Below are 25,247 nucleotides of genomic sequence, written 5' to 3' on the forward strand. Positions count from 1 at the left end.
ATCGGGGTTCAGCCGCAAATCCCGCCCGATCGAGGAAAGAGGGACATGATGGGCAACAGCTTTGACGACACCGTCTTTGACGAGCCGATTGACGACGACATGTACGAGCCGGACGACGGCCGTGACGGCCAGCCCTACGAGGGTTCCTCCGACAGCCCGGAGACCATGACCGCCCTGGATCCGCTGCGCAAACACCTGTACCTGCTCGATGACGACCTCGCCGCCCAGGACCAGGACGACGACGAGGAAACCGTCGAAGAGGAATGGACGGAAGAGGAAGTCCTCGCCGAGGAAACCGAATAGCTCCCGTGCCCGCCTAGGATTGAGGAGAGTGCGAGCCCCACCGGCTCGCGCCCTCAACCCGTCCCCAGGCACAGGAGTTCCCCACGTGGTCAATCCGGTACATCTGCGCACCCTGCTGGAAGTGGTGTCTCACAAGTCCTTCGCCGCCGCCGCCCTGGCCCTGGGCTACACGCCCTCGGCGGTCTCCCAGCAGATGTCCGCCCTGGAACGCGACACCTCAACCACGCTCTTTGCCCGCAGCGCCAAGAGCATCGAGCCGACACCGGCCGCGCTGACCATGGTGCGCCACGCCAAGCGCGTGCTCACCGACATCGATGCGCTCATGGCAGCGACCTCCACCCCCGACCTTGACCCCAGCGGCAAGCCGTTGCAGGAACTGCGCATCGGGATCTTCCCGTCCCTGGCCACCTTTGCCCTGCCCCGGCTGCTCGGCTCCAAGGATTGGGACCGGTTGGGCATCGCGCTGCGCGTGAACGTGGGAGAGCCGCACCAGACCATCACCGGGTTGCGCCGGGACGGGGAACTGGACCTGGCCCTGATCTTCCAGGTCGGGCAGGCCGGGCTGGCCTGGCCGGCGCAGCTCGAGCGCCAGTGGCTGGGCGACGACCCGTTCCGCGTCGTCGTCCCCGCTTCCTGGAAGCTCGATGGCTCATCGGTCTTTTCCGCCTCCCAGCTGGCCGACATGCCCTGGATCATGCACCACCCCGGCACGTCCGACGCGACGGTGATCTCCCGGCTCTTTGCCGCGTTCAACATCCACCCGCGCGTGGTCGCCCACTCCGATGACTTCAACGCCTCGCTGCACATGGCAGCCGCCGGGCTGGGCGCCGCCCTGGTCCCCGAGCTGGCCATGCAGCGTGCCCCCGAAGGCATCCAGGTCATCGACGCCCCGGAAATCCGCCTGGCCCGCAGCATCTTCGCGCTGCGGCCCGAAGGCCGGGACAACCCCAAGACCGGGGTGTTCATGGACCGGCTGACCAAGGCGCTGGCTGAGACAAGCATCGGTCCCAAGCGACGCTAGGCAGTGGAGGCTTGCTCAGCGGACGAACGTCGGCTTCAGCCACATCGAGGTGATGCCGTTGTCGTCGGTTCCAATCACCGTGTCGGTCGCAATCCTCGTCAGGCGCCCATCGGCGCCGCCACGGGTGATCCGGCACCAGCCGCTTTCCGGGTCGAATTGCGTCCACCACACCTCTGCGGGATCACTGCGGTCGCGGCGAATGGAGACACTTCCGCTCGGACCCAAGGCCGGCTCGTCGACCATCACCACCCCGTCAATAGCACCCTCGGGCCTACCCGGGACACTGAACCACGATGACCGCGGCGAGTATCCCCAAACGTAAAGGAGGATGCCGTTGGGCATACCTACCTCGATAAGCACGGTGTCCAGTGCCAGCGAGGCAGGCGAACCCCTGCGCGCCGCCACTTCCCCGGGATCGGTGGGGACGAAGTCAAAGGCCTGGTCCGCCAGGCTGTAGACCGCCCGGCCGGAAACAGGTTGGGTCAGGGGAACTAGATTCATCGATCCTCCTCGGAATCGTCGGGTGGTTCAGGGGCCGGCGCGACACCGTCCTCGCCTCGGGGGCACCCGGCAACACCGGCACTGGCAGGCCGCGCGCCTATTTGTTTCCGCGCACCGTGCTTGAAACGACGGAGACCTTGGCGCCCTTCTTGGCGCGCACCCCGCGGGTCCCCGCTCCCCTGTTGTCCAGGATCCGGGAGGCCGATACCTTCACCGTGGCCTTGTTGGAGGCGGCGATGCCGCCGGTGAACGTCGCGGGCCGGAATCCCGCCCACCCGTTCTTGCTGATTTCGGTTCCCCGCACCACGGTGTTCTTCCCGCCCGAGGCACTGATGCCCGCCTGGCCGTTGCGCCGGACGAAGGAGTCCAGGACCGCCGTGGCCTGGCCGTTGGATTGCACGCCGATGCCGTGGTTCCAGGTGACGGTCGAGCCGCTCAGCGTGGAGTGGGCGCCGCGCAGCCACACAGCCCCGGTGTTGCCCGGGTTGGCATAGCCGGACACAGTCACATTGCCCATCCGCGCCCGTGTGCCCAGCGTTGCCGCGCGCGCCGTGGTGGCCAGGGTGTACTTGTACTTCTTGCTGCTGGCCTTGGACGTGAAGATGGACCGGTTCCTGTGGTCGATCCAGTACGTTCCGCCCTTGACCTTGGACTTGGAGGACACCGCGGTCAGCTGGGCCCCGTTGGCGAAGAGCACCTGGGCGGAGTTGCATGGGCTCGACGTGTTGCAGGAAAGCTTCGTGGGGGCCTTGGAAGGTATCCGCGCCGTGCCGATCCGGTGCAGCTTGCCCGACTTCTTCGTCGTGACCGCGATGGTCCCGTCGAGCCGGGTGTTGGACCGGGTGTGCCCGATGAGGGTTTGCCGCGGCTTGAGCACCACGTTGCCGGCCTTGTGCGTTCCGGCCTTCAGGCAAATGACCGCCCCGTCGCGGGCCTTGGAGGCGGCCTTGGCAAGGTTCGACCCGGGTTTCACCGTGGTGCTGCAGAAGTTCCGGGGGTTGATGGCCGTGGCCTTGGGGACGGTGGTGCTGGCCTTGATGCCGGTGATCCAGGCCGAGTGCGCGCCGATGCCGGAGGCCCAGGAGCGGAAGGCGTTCCCGGTCAGGGTCTTGGCCGTCCCGGAGGAGGTTGTGGCGGTAGCCGAGCTGATGGTCAGGTCCTTGGCGCGGATGAACTTCACGCCCACCACATCGCCCAGGCCGAAGACCTTGGCCATCTCCCGCTGGGACGTGCGCTGGGTCCAGGACCGGTAGGGGTTGTTGGCGCTGGCCTTCAACGACCAGGGGTCGGTGCGCGAGCGCAGGTAGGGCTGGCCCGCGCCGCCCCAGACGTCCTCGCTGTTGCGGGTGGCCCCGCCGGTCGAGGAGGAGTACACGGTCTCGGCCAGCCGCCCGGCGTAGGTGACGACCTTGCCGGAAGTGGGCACGCCCGCGGCGTTGCGCGAGACGGTGGCGTTGACGGCAGCCTTCCATTTGGCCCCGTAGCCGGGCTGTTCGTTTTCCTTTGCCCAGCCGGTGAACTTCTGGTCCTGGACCTCGTCGGTGACGTTGCAGTCGCAGGATTCCTTGAGCCTGCCGACCTTGCGCATGGCGTAGGTGCGCCCGGCGATGGCCTGGGCCTGCAGCACCGCCGAGGGCCAAGAGGAGGGGACCTCGGCCAGGCCGTAGAGGTATTCGTCGTTCAACCGCAGCGAGGTCACCAGGTTCACCTGGTCCTTGAGCAGGCCCGCTTCCAGGTATCCGTGGCGGTAGATCCCCGGTGCCGAGGACTCGGCGTTGGCCTTGGGGATGGAAATGGTGGCGCGCTTGGACGAGGCCCAGGCGCGCGTGCCCTCCCAGGTGATACGCAGCTTGCTGCTCGTCTTGTTTTCCTGTGCCTTGGGGTTCTTGTCGCTGGCCCCGTCCTTGTTCGCATCGCGCGGCACCACGTCGTATCCGGCGGCGTTCTTCAGCACGTAGGACAGCTGGGAGCCGCTGCGTTTCAGGGTGAGCGTTGAGCCGGCCGGAGCGGTGTAGGTCTTCTTGGCCGCCGGGTCGGTCACGCGCATGCGCCCGCCGGCAACGGCCAGGGAGCTGCTGCCGGACTTGAGCACCTGCACCCGGATGTCTCCGGCCGGAGCACTCTTGCCGGCGGTGACCTTGGCGGGGTTGTAGTAGTACTGCAGGATGCCCGTGGCGCTCTTGCCCTCGGCGGCCATGGCCCGGGCCCCGTATTGGCTCATGCCCACGCCGTGTCCCCAGCCGGCCCCGGTGACGGTGAAGTCGGGAAGCTTCGGGGCCTTGGGCAGCCAGTATGAGGTTCCGTTGGGGCGCACGCCGATGACGCCGCCGCCGAAGTTTTGCCGGGTGTCGGCCCCCGATTTGTATTGCTCGCCCGTTGGGTAGCCGAAGCGGCCGTTTTCCCAGCCGGTGTCCGCCCACGCCCGGGCCATCGCGTTGCGCACCGTCAGCGCGCGGCGCTTGTTCGAATACACCACGATGCCGTCGCGGTGCGAACGCCACAGCGTCCCGTCCTTGAGCTTGCCCGTAGCCGCGTCGGCCCCGCCGAGGGTTTTGGCGGCCTTGGCCAGGTAGGCCTTGTTGGTGTCGTTGATGCTCGCGGGGGCCACGGCGGCGCCGGCGGGGGCCACGGCGGCGCCGGCGGGGGCCACGGCCAGCGCCGGAACACCGGGAACCAGCAGTGCGGCAATCAGCACGGCCGATACGGCCAGGGCGGTTTTTCTCATGTTGATCCTTGGACCTCGGTGCGGCGGGAAACCGGGCGTTTTCCCGGCGGAACATCAACTACCGATCATATGCCACCGTTTATCGGCCGGTACCCGCCATGGCCTGCCAATTTCAACCGCTACGGGCCCAGCACCACCAGGATGCCGATCACTCCCAGGCCCAGCACCAGGGCGCTGACGGACAGCACCGCAACCACGTCGGCGTGCAAGAGCTCGGAGCGGATCCCCCGGGAGGAACGTGCGTAGCGGTGGCGCTGGGTGGCGTAGATGCCCCCGGCGGCCGCCATCGCCAGCACGACCATGGCCAGGATCCCGACCCCGTAATGCGGCAGCCAGCGCAGGAACACCAGGGCCGCGACGCACAGCGACAGCGTGGTCCGGCCCCAGGACATCACGGTGCGTTCGGGCTGCAGCCCGGGATCCTGGTGGATGGGTTCCCGCGGGCCGGCGCTCAACGGTCCAGGGCGATCAGCACGGCCACCACCGCGGCGGCGACGGCAGCGCCCAGGCCCAGGATGGGAACGATCAGCGGCAAGGGCAGGGGCCGCGAATGGCGCATCGACATCTCGATCCCGCGCCAGCGCAGGGCCGCACCGGCGCTGACCAGCATGCCGATCACGATCAACAGCACCGAGATCCCGGTGCGCAGCGGGCCCGGGAACGCGTCGGCGGCGAATGCCTCCAGCGCGATGCCTCCGGCCAGGAAGGCCAGGGCGGTGCGGATCCAGGCCAGGAACGTGCGCTCGTTGGCCAGCGTGAAGCGCGGATCGGGTTCCTTGCCGCCGGGCAGCACGCGACGGGCGATGGACCCGCGTTCGTCGTTTTCGTCGGTCGATCCCATGGCCCCGGAGTGCTCCCTTGCGCTGTGTTTCCCTGGGGTGCGGCGGCGCGCCGCACCGGTGTGGTGAATTCCTGTTCAGGATACCGGCGAAGCCGCGCTGTCCCGCTGTTCAAGTCGGCGATGTTGCCGAGCGGGCGGTTTCGCATCCGGGGTGCATCGGCGATATCTTGGCAGCAGCACCGCAGCCGCAACGACAGGACCAGACCGATCAAGACCTTCATCCATTCCGCCCGCAACGGTTCGCTGGGATTCATCGAGCTGCGCCGGCCCGCGGCCATCAACGCGCTGACCCGTGGAATGCTGGCCGAGCTCACCGAGGTGTTCACCGCCTGGGCGCAGGACCCCGCGATCTCGATGGTCGTGCTGCGCGGAGCGGGGGAACGCGGCTTCTGCGCCGGAGGTGACATCAAGGACTTCCACGCCGCGGTCACCGAATCGGAACACGCCCGCTTCCTGGAGTTGCTGTCCCTGGAGTTCGACCTCAACGAGACGATCTCTTCCTACCCCAAGCCGGTGGTCACGCTGGTCCACGGTTTGTGCATGGGCGGCGGGATCGGGCTGGCCTCGCACGCCTCGATCCGCATCACCACCCCCGAGGCGCGCTTCGCGATGCCAGAGACCCGCATCGGCTACAGCCCCGATGTGGGTGGCACGCACCTGATGGGCCGCGCCCCGGGGCACCTGGGCGAATACCTTGTGCTGACCGCCTCCACCTTCAGCGGTGCCGATGCCGTGGAGCTGGGCTTTGCGGACATGCTGGTGGATTCCGGCCGCTTCGAGGAGCTCGTCGACGCGCTGGCGGACTTCGAGGCGATGCCCGCACCCGAGATCGCCGCCGGGCTCGAGGTACTTTTCGGGTCCTTCGCCGCGTCCGGGCTGGCCGCGGCACAACCGTGGATCGATGCTGCGTTTTCCGCACCTTCCCTGGCCGGGATCCTGGAGCGCCTCGATGCAATGGGCCACAGCGCCGCTGCCGAGGCCGCTGCGGCGATCCGGGCCAATTCACCCACGTCGCTTGAATGCGCGCTGGCCGCGGTGCGTGCCGCGCGCGCCGAGGACCACCTGCGCTCGGCGCTGGACCGCGAGCTGCGGGTCGCCGACTACCTGATGCACCGCCCCGACCTCGCCGAGGGCATCCGCGCCCAGGTCATCGACAAGGACCGGAACCCCGCGTGGAAGCCGGCCCGGCTGGAAGAGGTGGACACCGCCGCGGTGGCTGCGGTCATTGCCGAGGCCCCGTAGCGGACTTATTTCCCCATGGGGCGCAGCGGCGCGATCGACCCGAGCGTCGCCGCTCCCAGGCCCAAGCCCAGAACCAGGAACACTCCCCCGGCGCCCAGGGTGGTGGCAAAGACGCCCACGCCCACCGGGATCACCGCCTGGCCCAGCCGGTTGCCCAGCAGCCGGATCGACATCCAGGTCCCGCGGGTGCCCTCGGTCGCCGCGGTGGACACCACCGTCATGCTCAGCGGCTGCCCCAGGCCCAGGCCCAGCCCGGCCGCCGCCAGCACCGCCGCCATCGCGGGCACCGGCAAATCCAGCACCAGCAACCCGACCAGAAGCGCCGAGGCACCCGTGGACACCAGCAGCACCCGTGCCCTGCCCACCGCGCGGACCAACCGGTCCATGCCCAGCCGGGAAAGCACCGTGGCTGCGGCCCGCAGCGCCAGCAGGGCGCCGATGGTTTGGGTGGGGATCCCGCGTTCGACGCCCAGCGCCGGCAGGTAGACCTGCAGCAGGTCGATGCTGCACAGCACCATCATGCTCAGCCCGATCGAGGCGATGAGCGTGTTCCGGGCGGCGGGTTCGACCCTCAGCGCGGTGCCCAGCTTCACCGGGGCCTTGGAGCCGCCGGCCGCCACCGGGACCGAGTGGCGCACCATGAACAAGGTCGCCAGCAACATCGCGGAGGCGGCCAGCAGGTAGGCACGCAGCAGCACCGCGGTGTCCGGGTTCACCGCCGCCCCGCCCAGGAACCCCAGCAGCAGCGGGGCCGCGGCCTGCGCCACCGCTGTGACCATGGTGTAGAAGCCGAAGACCCGATCCATGTTCCGGGCATTGGCCGACGCCAGCCGGCTTTGCTCCCCGATGATGCTCATCAGGTGGCCCACGCCCAGGACCGCGTTCCAGCCCAGCAGCGCAGGGAGTGAGGGGGCGGCAAAAAGCAGCCCGGCGCCCGAGACCAGCATCAGCCCCGCGCCACCGAGCAGCACCTGCTTTTCGCGTCCCCTGTCGGTGGCACGCCCGATCGCAATGGCCAGGAAGACCGGCAGGATCGAGAAGCTGGCCACCACCAGCCCCAGCAGCCCGGGGTCCACCCCCAGCTCGAGCGCCTTGTAGGAGGTTGCCGGGCGCACCAGGTATACGGCGCCCTGCAGGAAGAACGCGTGGGCAAGCACCGAGGGGAATCCGATTTTCGGTGCCGTTCCGGGTGCGTCCATGGCGACGATTATTCCGCGCCCCTGCCCGGGCCTACGCATTCATGACGAAGTCAGCCTGACTTGGGCGTGGCCTTGGGTGCCGGGCGCCCCTCGGGCCGTTCGGCATTCGGGTGCACCGGGGCAACAATGTGGTGCGTGGAATCCTTGGGCTCCACGCGCTGGGGCGGCACCGTCCCGGCCACGGCCGCCGGAGCGGGTTCGCGGTCGTTGGACCACAGCAGGGGCACGTGCTCGCCGAAGGTGCCGGAGTCCGCTTCCTCCCAGTCCATCGCCCAGCCGCGCTGCGGGTTCTCCAGCAGTTCCCCCGGCGCCAGCCAGTTGTGCAGCCCCGCGTAGCTGCGCGTGGTGAACTGGTCGATGCGCCTGCGCAGCATCCGCAGGTTCAACTGGCCCGGAGCCCCCACGCCCATCGAGGCCATCAGCTGGGCCGCTTCCTGGACGGTGAGCTTGTGGTAGTTGTAGACCCGGTTGCCCTTGTCCGTGACGTCAAGTGCCCGCATCAGCCGGGGGTCCTGGGTGGCCACGCCGACGGGGCAGCGGTTGGTGTGGCACTTCTGCGCCTGGATGCAGCCGGTGGCCATCATCATGGCGCGCGCGCTGAAGGTGAAGTCGGCGCCCTGGATCAGTCGCTTGACCACGTCGGAGCCGGTGGCGATCTTTCCGGCCGCCCCCAGCCGGATCCTGCCGCGCAGCCCGGCGCCGACCAGGGCGTTGTGCACCAGCATCAGGCCCTCCGTCAGCGGGGTGCCCACATGGTCTTCGTATTCCAGCGGTGCGGCACCGGTGCCTCCCTCGGAACCGTCAATGGTGATGAAGTCGGGGGTGATCCCTGTTTCGATCATGGCCTTGCACATGGCGAGCACGTCGGTGCGCGAACCCACACAAAATTTGTAGCCGATCGGCTTGCCGCCGGAAAGTTCCCGTAGTTGCGCGACGAACTCCATGAGTTCGCGCGGGGTGCCGAAGGCCGAGTGCGATGCAGGGGAAATGCAGTCGACGCCCATCGGAACCCCGCGGGTCGCGGCGATTTCCGGGGTGATCTTGGCCGCCGGAAGCACCCCGCCCAGGCCCGGCTTGGCCCCCTGGGAGAGCTTGATGGTGATGCCCTTGACGTGTTCGTTGGCCGCCTTTTGGGCAAAGACGACGGGGTCGAAGTTTCCATCCGCATTCCGGCAGCCGAAGTAGCCCGAGCCGATCTCCCAGAACAGGTCGGCTCCGTATTCCAGGTGGTACGGGGCCAGACCGCCCTCTCCGGTTTCCTGGACGAACCCGCCCATGGCGGCGCCCTTGTTCATGGCCAGCACGGCGTTCTTGGACAGCGCCCCGAAGCTCATGGAGGAGACGTTCATCAGCGACATGTCGTAGGGCTGGGTGCAGTCCGGTCCGCCGATCCGCACCCGGTGCTGCTCTCCGCTGACCGGCACCGGGGCGGTGGAATGCAGCAGGAACTCGTAGCCGACCTCGTTGACGTCGCGTTCGGTGCCGAAGGCCTTGTGGCTGTCGGCGCCCTTGGCACGTGCGTAGATGAGCGAGCGGGTGTCGCGGTCAAAGGGCCGTCCGTCGGTGTTCCGCTCGATGAAGTACTGCTGGATCTCGGGGCGGATGGACTCGAACAAGAAGCGCATGCGTCCGAGCACCGGGAAGTTTCGCAGGATCGCATGCTTGGTCTGGATCACGTCGTGGATGCCCAACCCCAGCAGCAGCAAGGCCAGCGCAGCAATCGCCCACCATCCATCGCGGCCGAAGGACGCGGCGACAATCGTGAGGAAGCCGAGCAACGACAACAACGCGATAATCAGGAATCTCACCATGTCTGCGAGCCTACAACCTTCGCGCGCCATGTGGGCCGATTCAGGAACCCGGCTCCACTCGGCACCGGTTGAAGGGCATTTGGGTCGACCGCGGAGAATGCCGCCGAAACCGTCACAACCTACTGTCGGGTAAGTTTTTTCGCCAAAACCCTTGCAAACCTACCGACGAGTAAGTTCAATGGGTCTAGCCCTCTTTGTTACTCCCATCACAGTTCGACCTCGGGCCATCCGGCCTCCGGCCGCAGGCCCTCCCCTCTCCACCGTGCCGCAGTGCACGGCGTACTTCGGTGCGCCCAAAAACGCTGCGTCAAGCCACTGCACCGTCCAACGCTTTTCCCCAAGGAGTCCAGTTGAATGCACATATTGCCGCCAAGCGGCACACGTTGCTGCATGCCGTCATCACGGTTTTGCTCGGCCTGTTCCTGATCGCCTTCGTGGCGTTCTACGCGATGTTCTCCTCGCAGGTCGCCACCGGTGCCTCCGAATTGAACAACGGCATGGGCAAGGCCAACGACGGGGTTGCCAAGCTGGCCGACGGCTCCGGCGCGGCAGCCGCCGGGGCCACGGAGCTGGCCAACGGCACCGGTGCCCTGTCCGCCGGCGCACAGAAGCTGGCCGACGGAGCCCAGGACGCCGCCGCGGGCGCCGGCAAGCTCGGTGACGGCGCGGACTCGCTGCACGCCGGCACCTCAAAGCTCTCCCTCGGAGCCCAAGATGCCGCGGCCGGCGCCTCCAAGCTGGGCAACGGGGCCAGCAACCTGGCAACAGGTGTGGACAAGTTAGCCGCGGGAACCGCTTCACTCGATGCCGCGGCGGGCAAGCTCGATGCCGGTGCAGGCAAGCTGGCCACCGGTGCACGGGATGCCCACACAGGTGCAGGTGCACTGAGTGCGGGCTCGACCAAGCTCGCCACCGGCACCGAATCGCTGGCCACGGGCACCGCGACCCTGGACTCCGGGGCGCAGTCGCTCAAGACCGGATCCCTGGAACTGTCCGCGGGAATGGCGAAGCTGGGCCTGGGAACGGGCCAGGCCAACGCCGGAGCCCAGGACCTGTCCGCCGGCGCGCAGCAGGTCGCCGCCGGCGCCGATGCCACCCGGGACGGTGCGCAGAAACTCGCCGCAGGAACCCAAGCGGCAAACGCGGGTGCCCAAAAACTCGCTGAAGGAACCTCGAGCGCCGCGGCCGGATCCGGGGCACTGGCCGCCGGAAGCGGCAAGCTGCTTGGCGGCGTCGAAGAACTCGCCGCCAAGGCTCCCGCCCTGCTCGAAGGCGTGGCGGGCCTGAAGGACGGCTCAGGCCAGCTTGCCTCCGGCAGCACCAAGCTGGCCGCAGGCACCAAGGCGCTGGCCGCCGCCGCACCGCAATTGCGCGGCGGGATCGTCGCGGCGCAACAAGGCTCCTCCGGCGTCGAGGACGGTGCCAAGAACCTGTCCGACGGGCTGGCCACGGCCGATGCAAAGACCGCAGAACTGGCAGCCGGAACCGAGCGTCTCTCCGGCGGTCTCGCGGATCTGGCGGCATTCATGAAGGAAAACCCGGCGGTGCCGGCGGGCCTGTTGCTGGATAAGGTCAACGCCCTGAGCTCGGGTTCCCAGGACCTCAACGGCGGGCTGAAGAAGCTGCACTCCGGCACCACCAGCCTGTCCGCCGGTGCCCGGGAACTTGCCGCCGGAAGCAAGCAACTTGCGCAGGGCATGCACGCCCTGAAAGCGGGAACCAAGGAACTTCCCCAGCAGACCGACGCGCTGGATGACGGTGCACAGGCACTGAAGTCCGGTGCCGCGCGGCTCGATGGAGGACTGGGAAAACTCAGTGACGGTTCCAAGGCCCTGGGCGAAGGCATCGGCGCGCTGAAGGTCGGGGCCACCGATCTGGATGCCGGCGCCAAGAACCTCAACGCGGGACTCGGACAACTCGACGCCGGGTTCAACGATTCTTCCAAGGGCCTGCTGGCGGGCCTTGGCTCGCTGGGCAACGGAGCCTCGCAGCTAGCCGAGGGCACCGACTCCTTGGCCGCCGGAACCACCAAGCTCAGCACCGGGGCCGGTTCCCTGGCGCGGGGAACGGCATCATTGGAAGAAGGGGCTGGCAAGCTCGGCACCGGCGCCGGTGCCCTGGCACAGGGCGGAACCAAGCTCGCGGCCGGAACCTCGGCCCTGGATTCCGGGGCAGCCAAGCTCAACACCGGGGCCAAGGACCTGGCAGCTGGAGGCAAGAAGCTGGCAGCCGGAACGGACAAGCTGGCAGCCGGAACAGGCGAGCTCAAGGCCGGAACCTCCAAACTGGCGGCCAACACCCCCACCCTGGCCCAGGGCGCCGACTCGGCTGCAGCAGGTGCAGCCAAGGTCAAGAACGGTGCCGGAAACCTGGCTGCAGGCAACACGAAACTCGCCCGCGGCGCCGAAGACCTCGACGCCGGTGCGGCGAAGCTCGCGGGCGGCACCGAAACACTGGCGTTGGGCCTCGAGGCCCTGCGCAAGGGCTCCTCGGACTTGTCCACCGGAGCCACCAAGCTCGACGCCGGTGCGGCGAAGCTGGCCGATGGCAACTCCCAGCTCGCCACCGGCCTGTCCACCCTCTCGGAAGGTTCCACACAACTGGCCAGCGGAACCTCGCGGTTGGAGGCCAGCACTCAGGCGGTCTCGGCAGCCAAGATCAGCAGCGGTCCCAGCGCGCTGCTGCTGCTCATCCCGCTGGCGTTGTTGCTGATCCCGGTGCTGGTCATGGTCCGCAACCGCCGGCACCTGCGCGGCTAGGACGCGGTTCCCATCGCACCCATGCGATGAAAGCAGGAGCGGGTGGCGTGGCCCCGGTTTGGGGCCGCGCCGCCTGCGCTTTCCCCGTTGCTGCCATTCGCATCAACCACCGCGAACGAGGAAAGCTCGGAAAACGTGCATCGCAGGGAATGCAAGGCACCCCCGTGTTGCTGTAACTGGCATGAACATCCACACCATTCCCATCGCAAAAATGGATGGAACAATGACAACCCTCGACGACTACGCCGAGCAGGTCGTCCTCCTAGTCAATGTCGCCTCACGCTGCGGGCTCACCCCGCAGTACGCGCAGCTTGAACAGCTTCAACGCACCTACGGGAACCGCGGTTTCACCGTGCTCGGATTCCCCAGCAACCAGTTCCTACAGGAACTGTCCAGCAATGAGGCGATCGCGGAATTCTGCTCGAGCACCTACGGCGTCACCTTCCCGGTCTTTGACCGCGTCAGGGTCAACGGCAAGCATGAACACCCGCTGTACACCGAGCTGAAGAAGACAAAGGATGCTACCGGGAAGGCCGGGCGCATCACGTGGAACTTCGAGAAGTTCCTGCTGATGCCCTCGGGAGAAATCCAGCGGTTCCGCCCGAAGACCGTGCCCGACGACCCCGAAATCATTCGCGCGATCGAAGCCAACCTCCCGGGCTAGCGAACCGGTCCCCCACACAGACCGGGTCGAACCGGGTTCCGTTCGGGTGCCCGTCACCGTTCTATGCGTTCGGGCCCCGCAGGCACTAGCGTGTGAGGGGTCGCAAGAATAGTTTGAAGTGAGGAATTTCGTGGGAGCATCAATCCGCATTGGCATTGCCGGTTATGGAAATCTGGGACGCGGGGTGCAGGCAGCCATTGCCAAGAACCCCGACATGGAACTGGTCGGCGTCTACACCCGCCGCGACCCGGCAACGTTGTCCCTTCCCGGCGGTGCTACGGCCTTCCATATGGACGAGCTGACCAAGCACACCGAAGACATCGACGTGTTGGTCCTGTGCGGCGGCTCGAAGTCCGACCTGCCCGAACAGGGCCCGGCCTTGGCCGCCATGTTCAACACCGTCGACAGCTTCGACACCCACGCCAAGATCCCCGAGCACTTCGCCGCCGTCGATGCCCCGGCCACCGCCGCCGGCAAGACCGCGCTGATCTCCGCCGGCTGGGACCCGGGAATGTTCTCCATCAACCGCGTCTACGGCGAGGCGTTGCTTCCCGACGGAGAAACCTACACCTTCTGGGGCCGCGGTCTGAGCCAGGGCCACTCCGACGCCATCCGCCGGGTGCCGGGCGTTGCAGGCGGCGTCCAGTACACGATCCCCAGCACCGAGGCCATCGCCAAGGTCCGGGCGGGCGAACGCCCCAGCCTGGAGACCCGTGAGAAGCACGTGCGCGAGTGCTTCGTGGTGCTCGAGGACGGCGCCGACGCCGCGTCGGTCCGCGAGGCCATCGTGACCATGGAGCACTACTTCGACCAGTACGACACCACGGTGAACTTCATCGATGCCGCCACCCTGGCTTCCGAGCATTCCTCGATGCCGCACGGCGGTTTCGTCTTCCGCAGCGGCAACACCACCGATGCACACGCCCAGGTCATCGAATACTCGCTGACCCTGCAGTCGAACCCGGAGTTCACCTCCAGCGTGCTGGTGGCCTACGCCCGCGCGGTCCACAAGATGAACCAGTCCGGCCAGATCGGGGCAAAGACGGTCTTCGACGTCGCCCCCGGCTTGTTGTCCCCGAAGTCCCCGGAGCAACTGCGCGCCGAGCTGCTGTAGACCGCAGCAAGACTCTGCTCTTCGGGTGGGTACGGGCCGCAAGGTCCGTGCCCACCCGTTTTTCCACGACCGGTCTGGTTACTTTCGGCGTTTGTCCCGGCGCGGCTTTTGCAGCCATGGCCTCAGCAGCTGGGTGGTCACCGGCAGGAAGATGTACGTCATCAGCGGGGTGAGAATGCAAATGTTGAGCAGCACCGCGAGCACAATCGGCCAGCTTCCCAGTAGCGGCATGAGCAGGAAGTTGGACAAGAGACTCAGCGGGAAGAATGGCAGGAAGATGCTGACCGCTTGCTTCCAGCGCGGCGGCACCACGGTTTCGGCGATGGTGAAGTTCATGTCCCCGGGCTGTTCGAACCAGCCCTCGATTCCGGTGCGGTGTTCGACCTTGGTGATTTCCACCAGTTCGGCGGCGCTGTCGATCCACCAGCTGCGTTCCTCGGATTCGTCCCACGCCGCCAAGGCCTTGGCTGAGGAGAACCGGTAGAGGACATGCCATTCGTTGGAGTCGGGAGCGGTGCGGATCCATCCGGATCCAAGGTAGCCGTCCCATTCCCGCGCCAGTACCTGGCCGGCCTGTACCCAGGCATTGAAACGACGGTGATGTTCAGGAAGTACCGTCCGGGTTATCGATACGGTGATTGGGGTTGCTTGTGGCATTCCCATAATCTAGTGCCCTCCCGGTTCCCGTCACGAATCCCAGGACAATTCCAGCGATTCGAACGGCTCGAGCCCATAGTTGTGCCGGGAGCACATGTGTGTTCCCGGTGATGGCTTCCGAGCCCGGAAGTGGTTGTGGAGGTGGGTTTCTATAGACGCTTCGGCGGCCACTGGGGGCCGGTTCCATTCATCGGAGCCGGTGCAATGGAAATGTATGTGTGGCTGCTGGGTGTGGTGATTTCGAAGGCATGCCGGCCTGCGCCGGGAAGGGGGGATTCCTTCCAGCCGGGCGCTTCCTTTGTCATATTGCAGCGTTTGCAGCGACCCGAGGAATTAATCTCGGTGGTCTTGCCATTGCGACGCACCTGCACCACGTGGTCAAGTTCCTGGATCCTGCCGTTGCAAAAGGGTGTCCGGCAATATTGGTCACGGACCTTGATGAATTTCTTGAGTTGCCCGGCGAAGAGCCGCCCGGCAGATTCCATGGCCACCAGCTTCCCCGTATCCGGGGCCACATATAGGTTTCGAAGCCACGTGTCCAACGGATTTTCGGGGCTCCCTGCCAACAGGTCGAGGCCTTTGGCCGCGCTGAGGTAGCCATGTCCGGGAACCAGCACCGGATGCTGGGCATCTGCGGTCAGGTTCTCTGCGTTCATCACCAGCAGGAGCTCCACGGGAACGCTGTCGCCGGCCTTGGTGCCCGAAAACATCTCGAACGCGGTATCCGCGGCCACTTGCGCCCGGGATCGGTCATCCTCTGCGCTCCGGGGCTTGTCCGCGGCGTTGCGCAGGGCCTGCAACATCGGCAGGCCCTGTTCCAAGGGAAGTCTGCCGCTGAATTTAACGGTGTAGTCATCGATCTGGTAGCCATCGAAGTAGCGACGCTTGGTGGCAAGATCCTCCAGATCAGCAGCGGCCTTGGGTTCCAGGGCCAGCGCCCAGCAATGGATCCGGTGCCGCAACATGGCGGTTCCAGCCTCGAAGCAGGTTTGCTGCCCGTTCCACAGCAGCGCATCAATCAGCTGGCGGTTTTCGACCCGAAGGTCACGCACGCAGGAAACCACCACCATGGCTTGCTCGAAGGTGATAAGTCCGGACCGCATGCCCCGAACGGTACTGGGCAGGTCGTCGGTAAGCAGCCGCGAGCTGTTCATGAAGCTGGCCCCGTTGTCCGGGGAAACATGCAAGGCCAGGGCCACTTCACCGCGGGTTCCCCACGAGGGGTTGTCCTTCCGCGTCCCTGTTTCCACGCGCTGGGCGATTACCGTATCTTCGAAGGCCACCGCTTGCGCTACTTGCTTCGCCCATGTGGCCGTTTTCAGGGCCTCCAAGGCCCCCAAGGAATCAATCGCCTGGTGGGTTGCCTCGTGCAGCGGGGCAGCGTTCACGGCCGAGGCCACGCAGCGGATCCCGTCAATGCCGGTTCGTGTCACGTGCTCGGCGACCATCGCGTCCAGGTCAACTCCCGCAAGCACCAGCGCATCATATGTGGGGGCCTGTCCGGCGAGCGACATCGCGGTCCCATGAAGGGGGTTGCTGCTGCTCGATGACGCCGCTGCCATACCTTAATTATAAAACTAAAAATCTACAGTTAGAAGGTGCCATGACAAATTATCGAAAAAATATTCTAAAAGTATGGAGCGGCTCCGATCTGCGGCAAACACACTATGAGCCCATGAACTTCCTGCCGCAGAGACTCCAGGAGACGGCATCGGCGCCGCCACCGACATGCTCCATTGCCCGAAGCCAATTTACAGATAGGTGGAGTCCTGCTTCGACCTGCCATTTCGGGGATTTGTCAGGTTCCCGCGCGGCAATGGCTTCCCCGAGCACTTCAACCACATGGGAAACCGACTCCCCGTGGGCTTCCCGAATACCCAAGCCACTTCGTCTAGCGAATGCACTTCGGGACCGCTCCGCTTGCAGTTTGCACCAGCTCGCCGGGCAGGATCATGCACTAACGCCATGGCGGCGCGATGTGGCGCTCCACCGCCACTGCGACCGGGCCCGAGCCGGCTGGCTCCTAAGACCAACCCACCACCAGTCTCGCCGCCTGGACGGGAATGGTGGGGTCCACGCCGGTGAGCTGGGCAAAGCGTTTGAGTCGGTTCATCAAGGTGTTTCGGTGGCAGTACAACTGTTCAGCTGCATGCGCAATGCTTCCGGATTGCAGGTAGGCCTGCACCGCTTCGCCCAGTCGGCGGCGTTCGGTCGCGCCGCATTGATCCAATGCGCGCTCCACCTCGCCCAGCCCTGGAGCGCCCGCCCGTTCCAGCTCTCGCCGGGCCATGCGAGCCCATCCCCGAGCCCATGTCATGGCACCTTCTTCCGTCGGCTCCAGCAACCTTGCCAACGCGGCAGCCACGGCGGCGGCGTGCGGAACCTGTTCCAAAACGCAGCCTTCCCCGATCAATCCGCAGGAGAGTCGCTCAAGGCTCGCGTTGAGCCGCTGGGCCTCCGAGCCGGCACTCTCCTCGAGTGGATAAAAAACCACCAGTGCATCCGCCATTGAATAGGTCGACACCTGGTTGCTCGCTTGCACATTGGCCAAAGCAAGTCGCAATGCTGGAATGTGGTCCCACAGCGCGACCGCGACCACATACTCGGTGTCAGGGTCCTGGCCAAGTTCTTCTGCTATCCGTTCCAACGCGGAAGGCGTCAATTTTTTCTCGCTAAAAAGCGTGGCCAGGTAACCTTGCCTTTTGCTTGCAGCCTCCGCCTGGATCCTGGCCAGCTCCGCGACATAGGCTCTCTGCGTTTCGCCCGCATAGCCGTCCACGACTTCCCAGACGCGAGCAGTGTGCTCGACCAGCACTTGTGCGTCCGCGGGCGCGGCAATGGCAGTGATGGCTTCCCAGATCACCGAGAAGTCCAAGCGGATCGCGGTCATCAGCGCCTCAATGGGAACCCCCGCCCGCGCCCTGGAGACTCCCACATCCAGCGCGATGGCATCGCGTTCACGCAAGTAGCCAGGTTCGTCGTCATCCGCCTTCATGGCGAGGATCAGGGCCTTGAACGATGCGCTGCCGGTGCGCCTGATCTCGCTGAGCGGCAACGGCGATTGGGCATAGATCGAAATGGCGCCCAGACGAGCAATGAATTCGTCGGTCAGCTTCCCAACGTCCAACCCATCCAACAGGACGCTCCAACGCCCCGCGTCGCCAGATTGGACGTTTTGCTTGCTTTCGGTGCCCTGCTTCCATGCCATTCGACCATATTATGTGCTTTTGCACCGTTTGTGGCATGGAACTCGTTGAGAAACGTGCGACGCATCACGGTGGATCCTTGGCAAGATAAACATCATCCCCACAAACCGGATGGCATGCAGCGACGCACCGGCCCTCCCCTTGAGATCAGGCAGAAAATTCCCATGACCCACACTGGAACACTCGAAGCTGGTGCAACCCGAGAAATCTCCGACAAGGAGGCCACCAAGGTTGCCATTGGTGCCCTCATTGGCACGGCCATGGAGTGGTACGACTTCTTCCTCTTCAGCGCTGCCGCCGCGCTGGTATTCAACATCCAGTTCTTCGACAGCCAGAATGCCACGGCTGCCGCCATGGCAGCCTTCGCCACTTTCGGCGTGGGACTCGTGGCCCGCCCCATCGGCGGAATGATCTTCGGGGTCATGGGCGACAAGATCGGACGCCGCAAGACGCTCATGGTGACCATCGTCGGCATCGGCATCATCACCGGCCTGATCGGCTTGCTGCCCACCTACGCGGCCATCGGCATCGCGGCCCCGATCCTGCTGGTGCTGCTGCGCATCGCCCAGGGCCTGTTCGTCGGCGGCGAATGGTCCGGAGCCATGACCATCGTCGTGGAAAACGCACCCCTGCACCGTCGTGCCCGTTACGCGGCACTGCCGCAGATCGGCTCCCCCATTGGCACGATCCTCTCCTCGGGAGGCTTCTTCCTGATGACCGTGTTCCTGTCCCAGGAAAGCTTCGACGCCTGGGGCTGGCGCATCCCGTTCCTGGCTGCGATCCCGATGCTGCTGGTCGCACTGTACATCCGCAGCCGCCTCGATGAGTCCCCGGTATTCAAGGAATTGATGGAAAATGGCGAGACCGAAAAGGCCCCGATCCGCACCACGCTCAAGGAATCCTGGAAGCACATCATCATCGGCATGGCTGCCGGCATGCTCGGCATCGGCGGTTTCTACCTGGTCACCGCATTCGTGGTCTGGTACGGCGTCAACGTCCTGGAATACGAGCGTTCGCTGATGCTGCTTGGCGGCATCATTGCCGCCCTCGTGGAAATCCCCGTGTTGATCATTGGCGGCCGCCTCGGCGAGCGCTTCGGCTCCTCCAAGGTCATCACCTACGGCGGAATCTTCTCCGCGATCATTGCCTGGCCCGCCTTCATGCTCATCGATTCGGGCAACGACGTGCTGGTCATCGCCGGCATGACCCTGGCCGTCGCGGCGCTCTCGCTGCCCTACGCCGCCTCCGGCACGGTGCTCACCGGGCTGTTCCCGGCCAAGACCCGCTACACCGGCGTCGGCTTCGCGCAGAACACCGCGGGCATGATCTCCGGGTTCATCCCGCTGGCCGCCACCGCCTTGGTCGCCGCCGCGTCCAACCACTGGTGGCCCGCCGCCGCCATGCTCATCTTCCTGTCGCTGTTCACCGCGGTTGCGGGCGTCATCGCCCCGAAGCTCAGCGTCGACCTGCCCGGCTTCAAGCACTAGCGGCCCTCCGGTGTGCACCGCAGGAGCCCCAACTCCTGCGGTGCACACCGGGTGCCTCCCTCTTCTTTTTTACGCTCGACAACAAAGGACCACGACCGCTCATGACCCTGTCAGCCGGCCACCTCATCGTCAAGACCCTCGAAGCCCACGGCGTGGAGCGCATCTATGCGGTTCCGGGTGAAAGCTACCTCGATGTGCTCGACGGGCTTCACGATTCCCCGATCCACACCGTCGTCACCCGGCACGAGGGCGGTGCCGGATTCATGGCCCTGGCGGAGGGCCGGCTCGGCGAGACCCCCGGCATTGCCATGGTCACCCGGGGCCCCGGTGCCGCAAACGCCATGATCGCGATCCACACCGCCTGGCAGGACGCCACCGCGATGGTGCTGTTCGTCGGGCTGATTCCGCTGGCGGACCGCGGACGGGACTCCTTCCAGGAGTTCAGCCTGGAAGGTTGGTTCTCCACCACCGCCAAGGCGGTCTTTGTGCTCGATGACGAGCACCAGGCCGGCGACGTGGTGGCACGGGCCATGCGCCTGGCCTCCACCGGACGCCCCGGACCGGTCGTGGTCGGGCTGCCCGAGGACGTCCTGGTGCGCATGACCTCCTCCCCTGTGCCCGCGGTGCTTCCGTTGCCCGATGCCGTACCAAGTGCCGCCGCCCTTGAATCACTTTCCACCATGCTCGGCCGGGCGATGCAGCCGGCGATCGTTGTGGGCGGGGACGGCTGGGATCCGGCCACCTCGGCAAGGCTTGCCGATTTCGCCGAGGCCGCCCGCGTGCCGGTGCTGGCCGACTGGCGCGCCTATGACGCGATCGACCACGATTCCCCGGCCTACGCGGGCTGGCTGGGCTACGGCCGGGCCGAACGCACCGTGCAGGCGCTGAACGATGCCGACCTGTTGGTCTTCATCGGCTGCACCCGCGGCGATGTGCTCTCCGAGGGCTACCAAGCGGCGCTGGACACCCCGACCATCGTGGTGTCCCCCGACGCCGGGCTGACGGGCCACGCCGGACGCATCGACGCGCACCTGGGCATCGGCCCGGCGCAATTCCTTTCCGCCCTTCCCTCCGGCGACTCGCTGCGTGGCACGCGCGGTCCGGAATGGATGGAGAGGCTGCGCGCCGAACAGCTGGACTTCACGGTCCCCGGGCCAGACGGCGGCACCGGCGTGGACCTGGGCATCGCCTTCGAATCCCTCGAGGCCGCCCTTGATGCCGACCGCATCATCACCTACGGCGCGGGCAACGCCACGCTCTGGGGACACCGCTACCTGTCCCACCACGGCCCGAAGTCCCTGGCCGGACCGCGCAACGGCGCCATGGGGCTTTCGGTTCCGGCCGCCGTGGCCGCAAGCATCATGCACCCGGGCCGCCACGTCGTGGCCATCTGCGGGGACGGGGACTTCTTCATGAACGCCCAGGAACTTGCCGTCTCCTTCGCCCACGGCGGGACCCCGCTCATCGTCGTGGCGGACAACGGGATCTTCGGCACCATCGTGGACCACCAGCAACGGCACTACCCGCAGCGACCCTCGGGCACGGCGATGGAAAACCCGAACTTCGCACAGTGGATCGAATCCTTCGGCGGGCACGGCGAATTCATCGCCACCACCGCGGAATTCGCCCCGGCACTCGAACGGGCCCTGTCCAGCGGCCTGCCGGCGGTGCTGCACCTGAAGACCGACCCGGCCACCATGGGCCCGGGCACCGTCGCGCACGGATCCGTGGCAAGCGGTGCGGAGGCCCACGCATGAGGCTCGATCTGCTGGTGCGCGCCGGCACCATCCTGACCATGGACGAGGCGCGCCCCACGGCCCGCGAGATGGGGATCATCGGCGGGCGCATCGTCGGCTTCGACGAGGAACTGGCCGGATGCACCGCGGAACGCACCGAGGACTTCGGCGAGGCGACCATCACCCCCGGCTTCATCGACGCCCACTGCCACACCACCTGGTGGGGGCTGGGGCTCGCCGCCCTGGACCTCTCCGGGGCCCGCGGACTCGAGGAGCTCTACGCCCTGCTCGAAGCCGAGATGGACCGGCTGGCCGACACCCCCGTCGTGTGGCTCAACGGCACCGGCTTCAACCACAAGAACCACGGCGGCTTGTTCCCGGACATCGTGCGGCTCGATGCGATCACCGGGGACCGCCCGATGTACCTGCGCCACGTCTCGGGGCACGCCTCGATCACCAACACCGCCACCCTCGCCCTGGCCGGGGCCCTGGAACCGGGCTTCGCCGACCCCGTGGGCGGCGCCGTGGTGCGCGACGCGCAGGGTGCCCCCACCGGGCTGGTCGAGGAATCGGCCCAGGGGATCATCCAGAAGATGCTGCTGCCCTACTCGGTGGAGCAGATCGCCGGGGCCCTGGACGCCGCGACCGCCCGCTACGCCGCCGAGGGCATCACCTCCTTCACCGAGGCCGGCATCGGCGGCGGCTGGATCGGCCACTCCCCCGTGGAGGTCACCGCCTACCAAAGGGCGCTGGCCGCCGGGAAGCTGCACGCCCGCGCCCAGCTGATGCCGACGCTCGACGCGCTGCGCGAGCAGGAATCCCACCCCTCCGATGCCCACGGCACCGGCACCGGGATGGGACTGGACCTGGGCATCACGGCAGGGTTCGGCAACGAGCACCTTTCGCTGGGCCCGGTGAAGGTGTTCATGGACGGCTCGCTGCTGGGCGCCACCGCCGCGGTGACCGAGGACTATTGCGGGCACCTGCACAACACCGGCTACCTGCTCGACGACGCGCAGGCGTACCGGGACCGGATCGCCGCCACCTACCGCTCCGGCTGGCCCGTGGCGCTGCACGCCATCGGGGACGCGGCCATCGACCTGGCCATCGAGATCATCTCCGGGCTGCAGGAAAAGCACGGCCGCAACGCGCTGCCCAACCGCATCGAGCACTTCGGCATCGCCCGCCCCGACCAGGTCGCGGCGGTGGCCAGGCACGGCATCGCGGTGACCCCGCAGGCCTCCTTCATCGGCCCGCTCGGCGACCAGTTCGCCAAGCTCGTGGGTCCAGAGCGCGAGGGCTGGCTCTACCGGGGCCAATCGTTGCTGGCCGCCGGGGTCCTGGCCGCCGGCAGCTCGGACTTGCCGGTGGCCGACAACAACGTGCGCCGGGCCATGGCCTCGGCCGTGGACCGCAGGACCGAGAACGGCACGGTGCTCGGCGGTGCGGCGGAATGCCTGAGCCCGCTTGAGGCGCTGCGCCTCTACACCATCAACGCCGCCCAGGCCACCGGCCTGTTCGCCGACCGCGGGTCCCTGGCCCGAGGCAAGCTCGCCGATTTCGTGGTGCTCTCCGAGTCCCCGCTGCACGCCGACGACATTGCCGCGCTCGAGATCCTGGGCACCTTCGTCGGCGGCAGGTCCAGCTACTCACGCTCCGCCGCCGCGGTTCCCGCCACCGCCTGATCCCCGCCCCCACCACCTTGCAGGAGAGACCATGACCCCCGACCACAACCCCTTCCTTGCCGACTTCACCTCGATGAGCAGCCACGGCGCCACCGCCGGCGGCGGCGTGGACCGCCAGGCCGCCACCGTGGCCGACGGGCAGACCCGCAACTGGTTCCGCGGACTGGTGGAGGGCCACGGCTTCACCGTGCGCTACGACGCCGTCGGCAACCAGTATTCGATGCTCGAGCTGGTTCCCGGCGCCCCGTGGATCGCCGTGGGATCGCACCTGGATTCCCAGCCGCTGGGCGGCCGCTTCGACGGCGCCTACGGCGTGCTGGCCGGGGCGCATGCGGCCCTGCGCGTGAGGGAATCCCTGGACGGGGACCCCGGCACCGCCAGGTTCAACATCGTGGTCATCAACTGGTTCAACGAGGAGGGCTGCAGGTTCAAGCCCTCGATGATGGGCAGCTCCGTGTACACCGGCAAGCTGCCCGCCAACCAGGTGCTGGAAACCACCGACCCGGCCGGCACCACGGTGCGCGAGGCGCTCGAGGCCATCGGGACCATCGGCGACTTCGAGCTGCCCGTGGCCGCCTACGTGGAGATCCACATCGAGCAGGGCCGCTCCCTGGAGGACCGGGACCTCACCATCGGCCTGGTCGAGTCGACCTGGGGCGCGAACAAGTACGAGTTCACGGTGCACGGCGACCAGGCGCACACCGGCGCCACGGTCATCGCCGACCGCCGGGACGCGCTGCTGGGTGCCTCCGCGCTGGTGGTGGCCGCCCGCGAGATCGCCCTGGAGCACTCCACCGATGAGCACATGGTCATCACCTCCTGCGGCGAGTTCACCGTCTTCCCCAACTCCCCGGTGGTGGTGGCAAGCCGCGTGAACCTGCTGGTGGACGTGCGCTCCACGGATCCCGACGTGCTGGCCGCCGCGGATGCGGACCTGCACGCCCGCATCGCGAAGATCGAGCAGCTGGCCAACGTGCGGATCGAGCGCGGCAAGGAGCACGCCTGGGGCGCCAAGGCCTATGACCAGGCCGGGCTGGAGCTGGCGGCGCGGGCCGCCGGGTCGCTGGGCCTGAGCCACGGGGTGGTGCGCACCCTGGCGGGCCACGACTCGACGAACATGAAGGACATCGTCCCGACCATCATGCTCTTCGTGCCCAGCGTCGAGGGCATCAGCCACAACGAGCGCGAGCTGACCAGTGACGCGGACATGCTTGCCGGCGTGGACCTGCTCTCCGAGGTGCTGGCGCGCGTGGTGCGCGGCGAGTTCATCTCGCCCTCCGGGAGCGTGGAGGAACGCGCCGGGGAGTCATCCCTGGTGTCCTAGGAGCGACCGGCCGGCAGGGTTTCCAGCAGCTGCGCCAGCGTCATCGGCGGCACCCCGGTGATCGCCTCGATGTCCCCGCTGACCCGTTCCATGGCCCCGGAGGCAATCGAAAGGTAGGTGGACACCCAGGCATCCACCTGCCATCTCGGGGCCCGGTACGGTTCCCTCGAGGCGTAGGCCTCCTCGACGTTCTCGTCCACGTAGCTGACCGGTTCCCCGCGGGCCTCACCGAGCTGTCGGGCAACCTCGGTGAGCGACAGCGCCTCGGGGCCGGTCAACTCGTAGGTTGCCCCGGCATGGCGTTCCGGATCCTGCAGGATCGCCACGGCGGTGCGCGCGATGTCGTGCTGGGCCACCACCGCGACCCTGCCCGAACCTGCGGGCCCCCGGATGGCCCCGTCGGCTCCCACGAGCCCGGGCAGGAAGTCTGCGTAGAGGTTGTCGCGCAGGAAGGTGAAGTCCAGGCCCGAGGCCCGGATGTATTCCTCGGTGGCGAAGTGGTCCCGGGCCAGGGTGAACACCGCGTCCTGGGCGGCCCCGACAAACGAGACATACACCAGGTGGCGGACCCCGGCCTCGAGGGCCGCATCCACGAAGTCGCAATGCTGCTCCAGGCGCTCCAGCGATTCGGAGGCCGAGACCATGAACACCGTTTCGGCCCCGGCCAGCGCCGTGCGCGTGGCGGAGGTGTTCTCGTACGCCGCCTGCAACACCGTGGCGCCGTCCACTGGCGGTGCCTTGCGCGGGGTCCTGGCCAGCAGGCGCTGCTTCACGCCGGCCGCGGAAAGCCCGGCAGCAACCCGGCTGCCAAGGCTTCCAGTGGACCCGGTGACGGCCAGCGGCGGGGGAACGATGATCATGCCTCCATTCCACCACTGAATCGGCCCCCGGGTACAGCAAGCCAAGAACCGTGTCCCCATCTGGGCAAAAAGACCGCGAATCCCATGGATTTTCGGGCCCGGCAGGACGATG

20 protein-coding genes and 1 pseudogene are annotated in these 25,247 nt (G+C 67.0%); 10 read left to right on the forward strand and 11 right to left on the reverse strand.

Annotated features, from left to right (window positions below):
- The first annotated feature begins 45 nt into the window (after positions 1 to 45).
- Both FPY90_RS10130 and FPY90_RS10135 read left to right on the forward strand, forming a co-directional pair.
- Entirely contained in the window at positions 46 to 303 is a 258-nt protein-coding gene (locus FPY90_RS10130) for a hypothetical protein (protein ID WP_498685357.1), read from the forward strand.
- A gap of 85 nt (positions 304 to 388) precedes the next feature.
- Positions 389 to 1,324 carry a LysR family transcriptional regulator gene (locus FPY90_RS10135; RefSeq protein ID WP_071213929.1) on the forward strand — a complete coding sequence of 312 codons (936 nt, stop codon included), beginning with the start codon at positions 389 to 391 and terminating at the stop codon, positions 1,322 to 1,324.
- Between the two features lie 15 nt (positions 1,325 to 1,339).
- Here FPY90_RS10135 and FPY90_RS10140 read toward each other — a convergent pair whose 3' ends face one another.
- From FPY90_RS10140 to FPY90_RS10160, 5 genes and pseudogenes are all read right to left on the reverse strand, one after another.
- Positions 1,340 to 1,825: a hypothetical protein gene (locus FPY90_RS10140; RefSeq protein WP_498685362.1), complete on the reverse strand. Its 486-nt coding sequence runs from the start codon at positions 1,823 to 1,825 to the stop codon at positions 1,340 to 1,342.
- A 97-nt stretch (positions 1,826 to 1,922) separates the two neighbouring features.
- Positions 1,923 to 2,342, reverse strand: coding sequence for a right-handed parallel beta-helix repeat-containing protein (locus FPY90_RS10145; RefSeq protein ID WP_498685561.1), 420 nt, complete (start codon positions 2,340 to 2,342; stop codon positions 1,923 to 1,925).
- A 717-nt stretch (positions 2,343 to 3,059) separates the two neighbouring features.
- Positions 3,060 to 4,550: pseudogene (locus FPY90_RS10150) on the reverse strand (SpoIID/LytB domain-containing protein); the annotation flags it as partial.
- A gap of 119 nt (positions 4,551 to 4,669) precedes the next feature.
- On the reverse strand, positions 4,670 to 5,005 hold the full coding sequence (locus FPY90_RS10155) for a DUF202 domain-containing protein (protein ID WP_071213933.1): 336 nt from the start codon (positions 5,003 to 5,005) through the stop codon (positions 4,670 to 4,672).
- Complete coding sequence (locus FPY90_RS10160) at positions 5,002 to 5,391, reverse strand: YidH family protein (protein ID WP_071213935.1); 390 nt, start codon at positions 5,389 to 5,391, stop codon at positions 5,002 to 5,004. Before FPY90_RS10160 ends, FPY90_RS10155 begins: the two co-directional genes overlap by 4 nt.
- A gap of 120 nt (positions 5,392 to 5,511) precedes the next feature.
- Between FPY90_RS10160 and FPY90_RS10165 the strand changes: the two genes are divergently transcribed.
- On the forward strand, positions 5,512 to 6,633 hold the full coding sequence (locus FPY90_RS10165; protein WP_083411056.1) for an enoyl-CoA hydratase/isomerase family protein: 1,122 nt from the start codon (positions 5,512 to 5,514) through the stop codon (positions 6,631 to 6,633).
- A 5-nt stretch (positions 6,634 to 6,638) separates the two neighbouring features.
- On the opposite strand, the gene FPY90_RS10170 is transcribed toward FPY90_RS10165, so the two are convergent.
- Positions 6,639 to 7,832 (reverse strand): MFS transporter, encoded by a 1,194-nt coding sequence (locus tag FPY90_RS10170; protein WP_498685366.1) that lies wholly within the window; start codon positions 7,830 to 7,832, stop codon positions 6,639 to 6,641.
- A gap of 50 nt (positions 7,833 to 7,882) precedes the next feature.
- Positions 7,883 to 9,643: an FMN-binding glutamate synthase family protein gene (locus tag FPY90_RS10175; protein ID WP_071213938.1), complete on the reverse strand. Its 1,761-nt coding sequence runs from the start codon at positions 9,641 to 9,643 to the stop codon at positions 7,883 to 7,885.
- 350 nt (positions 9,644 to 9,993) lie between these two features.
- On the opposite strand from FPY90_RS10175, the gene FPY90_RS10180 reads away from it, so the two are divergent.
- From FPY90_RS10180 to FPY90_RS10190, 3 genes are all read left to right on the forward strand, one after another.
- On the forward strand, positions 9,994 to 12,402 hold the full coding sequence (locus FPY90_RS10180) for a hypothetical protein (protein WP_498685367.1): 2,409 nt from the start codon (positions 9,994 to 9,996) through the stop codon (positions 12,400 to 12,402).
- A gap of 181 nt (positions 12,403 to 12,583) precedes the next feature.
- A complete protein-coding gene (locus FPY90_RS10185) occupies positions 12,584 to 13,066 on the forward strand; it encodes a glutathione peroxidase (RefSeq protein WP_071213942.1) in 483 nt (160 codons plus the stop codon).
- Between the two features lie 130 nt (positions 13,067 to 13,196).
- On the forward strand, positions 13,197 to 14,180 hold the full coding sequence (locus tag FPY90_RS10190) for a diaminopimelate dehydrogenase (protein ID WP_498685369.1): 984 nt from the start codon (positions 13,197 to 13,199) through the stop codon (positions 14,178 to 14,180).
- A gap of 78 nt (positions 14,181 to 14,258) precedes the next feature.
- On the opposite strand, the gene FPY90_RS10195 is transcribed toward FPY90_RS10190, so the two are convergent.
- The 3 genes from FPY90_RS10195 to FPY90_RS10205 all read right to left on the reverse strand — a co-directional run bounded on the left by FPY90_RS10195 (position 14,259) and on the right by FPY90_RS10205 (position 18,045).
- Positions 14,259 to 14,837, reverse strand: a complete 579-nt coding sequence (locus tag FPY90_RS10195; RefSeq protein ID WP_071214473.1) for a putative antibiotic biosynthesis monooxygenase — start codon at positions 14,835 to 14,837, stop codon at positions 14,259 to 14,261.
- 149 nt (positions 14,838 to 14,986) lie between these two features.
- Positions 14,987 to 16,168 (reverse strand): DUF222 domain-containing protein, encoded by a 1,182-nt coding sequence (locus tag FPY90_RS10200; protein WP_498685370.1) that lies wholly within the window; start codon positions 16,166 to 16,168, stop codon positions 14,987 to 14,989.
- Positions 16,169 to 16,860: 692 nt separating this feature from the next.
- The gene (locus tag FPY90_RS10205) at positions 16,861 to 18,045 is read right to left on the reverse strand and encodes an RsbRD N-terminal domain-containing protein (RefSeq protein ID WP_498685371.1); all 1,185 of its coding nucleotides are present in this window, start codon (positions 18,043 to 18,045) and stop codon (positions 16,861 to 16,863) included.
- Positions 18,046 to 18,207: 162 nt separating this feature from the next.
- Between FPY90_RS10205 and FPY90_RS10210 the strand changes: the two genes are divergently transcribed.
- The 4 genes from FPY90_RS10210 (at position 18,208) to FPY90_RS10225 (ending at position 24,275) form a co-directional block, all read left to right on the forward strand.
- Positions 18,208 to 19,530: an MFS transporter gene (locus FPY90_RS10210; protein ID WP_071213949.1), complete on the forward strand. Its 1,323-nt coding sequence runs from the start codon at positions 18,208 to 18,210 to the stop codon at positions 19,528 to 19,530.
- Positions 19,531 to 19,631: 101 nt separating this feature from the next.
- Positions 19,632 to 21,287 carry a thiamine pyrophosphate-dependent enzyme gene (locus tag FPY90_RS10215; RefSeq protein WP_498685373.1) on the forward strand — a complete coding sequence of 552 codons (1,656 nt, stop codon included), beginning with the start codon at positions 19,632 to 19,634 and terminating at the stop codon, positions 21,285 to 21,287.
- Positions 21,284 to 22,951, forward strand: coding sequence for an amidohydrolase (locus FPY90_RS10220; protein WP_498685374.1), 1,668 nt, complete (start codon positions 21,284 to 21,286; stop codon positions 22,949 to 22,951). Before FPY90_RS10215 ends, FPY90_RS10220 begins: the two co-directional genes overlap by 4 nt.
- 31 nt (positions 22,952 to 22,982) lie before the next feature.
- A complete protein-coding gene (locus tag FPY90_RS10225) occupies positions 22,983 to 24,275 on the forward strand; it encodes a M20 family metallo-hydrolase (protein WP_498685376.1) in 1,293 nt (430 codons plus the stop codon).
- Here FPY90_RS10225 and FPY90_RS10230 read toward each other — a convergent pair.
- Positions 24,272 to 25,135, reverse strand: coding sequence for an SDR family oxidoreductase (locus FPY90_RS10230; RefSeq protein ID WP_071213953.1), 864 nt, complete (start codon positions 25,133 to 25,135; stop codon positions 24,272 to 24,274). The two genes, FPY90_RS10225 and FPY90_RS10230, sit on opposite strands and share 4 nt — an antisense overlap.
- Positions 25,136 to 25,247 lie beyond the last annotated feature (112 nt).

The sequence above is a fragment of the Arthrobacter sp. C2 genome (assembly GCA_024207135.1).
In the GTDB taxonomy this organism is placed as follows: Bacteria; Actinomycetota; Actinomycetes; order Actinomycetales; family Micrococcaceae; genus Paeniglutamicibacter.

Excerpts from the sequence above, each read along its gene's own strand:
- FPY90_RS10130 (WP_498685357.1), top strand. The coding sequence starts at position 46 with ATGATGGGCAACAGCTTTGACGACACCGTCTTTGACGAGCCGATTGAC.
- FPY90_RS10140 (WP_498685362.1), bottom strand. The coding sequence starts at position 1,825 with ATGAATCTAGTTCCCCTGACCCAACCTGTTTCCGGCCGGGCGGTCTAC.
- FPY90_RS10145 (WP_498685561.1), bottom strand. The coding sequence starts at position 2,342 with ATGGGCAATGTGACTGTGTCCGGCTATGCCAACCCGGGCAACACCGGG.
- FPY90_RS10160 (WP_071213935.1), bottom strand. The coding sequence starts at position 5,391 with ATGGGATCGACCGACGAAAACGACGAACGCGGGTCCATCGCCCGTCGC.
- FPY90_RS10165 (WP_083411056.1), top strand. The coding sequence starts at position 5,512 with ATGTTGCCGAGCGGGCGGTTTCGCATCCGGGGTGCATCGGCGATATCT.
- FPY90_RS10170 (WP_498685366.1), bottom strand. The coding sequence starts at position 7,832 with ATGGACGCACCCGGAACGGCACCGAAAATCGGATTCCCCTCGGTGCTT.
- FPY90_RS10175 (WP_071213938.1), bottom strand. The coding sequence starts at position 9,643 with ATGGTGAGATTCCTGATTATCGCGTTGTTGTCGTTGCTCGGCTTCCTC.
- FPY90_RS10185 (WP_071213942.1), top strand. The coding sequence starts at position 12,584 with ATGAACATCCACACCATTCCCATCGCAAAAATGGATGGAACAATGACA.
- FPY90_RS10195 (WP_071214473.1), bottom strand. The coding sequence starts at position 14,837 with ATGCCACAAGCAACCCCAATCACCGTATCGATAACCCGGACGGTACTT.
- FPY90_RS10205 (WP_498685371.1), bottom strand. The coding sequence starts at position 18,045 with ATGGCATGGAAGCAGGGCACCGAAAGCAAGCAAAACGTCCAATCTGGC.
- FPY90_RS10210 (WP_071213949.1), top strand. The coding sequence starts at position 18,208 with ATGACCCACACTGGAACACTCGAAGCTGGTGCAACCCGAGAAATCTCC.
- FPY90_RS10215 (WP_498685373.1), top strand. The coding sequence starts at position 19,632 with ATGACCCTGTCAGCCGGCCACCTCATCGTCAAGACCCTCGAAGCCCAC.
- FPY90_RS10220 (WP_498685374.1), top strand. The coding sequence starts at position 21,284 with ATGAGGCTCGATCTGCTGGTGCGCGCCGGCACCATCCTGACCATGGAC.
- FPY90_RS10225 (WP_498685376.1), top strand. The coding sequence starts at position 22,983 with ATGACCCCCGACCACAACCCCTTCCTTGCCGACTTCACCTCGATGAGC.
- FPY90_RS10230 (WP_071213953.1), bottom strand. The coding sequence starts at position 25,135 with ATGATCATCGTTCCCCCGCCGCTGGCCGTCACCGGGTCCACTGGAAGC.